This window comes from Cytobacillus sp. EB106-05-05-XG126, from assembly GCF_058791715.1.
Map to the genome: position 1 here is coordinate 1 of NZ_JBYTDU010000045.1, position 1,079 is coordinate 1,079.

Genomic DNA, 1,079 nt, shown 5'->3' on the forward strand with positions numbered 1-1,079 from the left:
CTACCCCGGCTACCGTAATAATAAAACCATATAAAAAATGGTCAACCAGAAATATCTGGCTGACCTTATAATACGAATGGGCAGGTTAGTTGAATAAAGCATTAATAAACAAGGATGTTGAATTTAATGATAAATCTAAGGAAAAATTAAGAGGTCTAGGAAGAAGGAGAGAAAATTTAATAAAAACATTACATGAAATGACAGAACAATTGCCTTACCCTAGTGATTATGGACTAGGCTATTGGCATTTACATTTGCCTTTTGATCAAGGATTTATAAATTAAAGCTCCAAGTAATTAATAAAAGAGATAATGCAGATTTTAATAAATAGTTAGCTATTTACCTTGCCCAGTTATTGTGTACCAATTTAATGAAAATAAGTTGCGTGATTAAACTACGTTACCAACTTTTAGCGTTCACTATACCCTCGATCATTATCGTTTCTTTTATATTCTCCAAAGAAATCTCTAATGAATCAAATTCAACGTCGACTTTCCCTTCAACCAACTGGACATTAACGTTCTTTCCCCCATCTAGTTTTCCAACGCTTTCTTCGACACCACTGACCACAAGACATTCCGGTTGCTTGTTATCTAAAAATGAAAAATGTTTACACAAAAAATATCCGGATAAACAAAAAATTTACCCAATAAATGAGGAGGGGCAAGATGGCTAAAATTGCAGTTGAAGCCCCCTAAATGATATTAAGCAAGTACTTGAGGAAAAAGGGTTCAAAGTTGAAATGTTAAAAATGAAGAAACCTTACCGTCCTGTGACTGCTGTGTAACGAGAGGAACAGAAGACTTATCAGAAAATGAGTTAAATAACGTTCCTGTTGTTGATGCAACAGGTCGCTCTGTGACCGATGTTGTTTCGAAAGTAGCAAATGTAGTAGATGTAAAATTTTTGCCAAAAGCCTCGTATTTTATTCAATATTATGTATTTAGTGAGCCCTCTTAGACAAAGTACCCTCCCCCTTTAACATACATACCCTAAAGTAGAATATAAGGAGCATTCCTGTTAGAAGAATTTTCGGGGACTTGAACAAAAAAGAGCCCTCTTGGTATGATACGGGGTGT

1 protein-coding gene and 1 pseudogene are annotated in these 1,079 nt (G+C 34.9%); both read left to right on the top strand.

The genetic code is table 11. The annotated features are described in order from the left end of the window. Positions 1–89: 89 nt before the first annotated feature. A complete protein-coding gene (locus AC3WTL_RS25645; protein ID WP_492370280.1) occupies positions 90–284 on the top strand; it encodes a hypothetical protein in 195 nt (64 codons plus the stop codon). Positions 285–759: 475 nt separating this feature from the next. Beyond that, a pseudogene (locus tag AC3WTL_RS25650) lies at positions 760–960 on the top strand (hypothetical protein); the annotation flags it as partial. Positions 961–1,079: the final 119 nt, after the last annotated feature.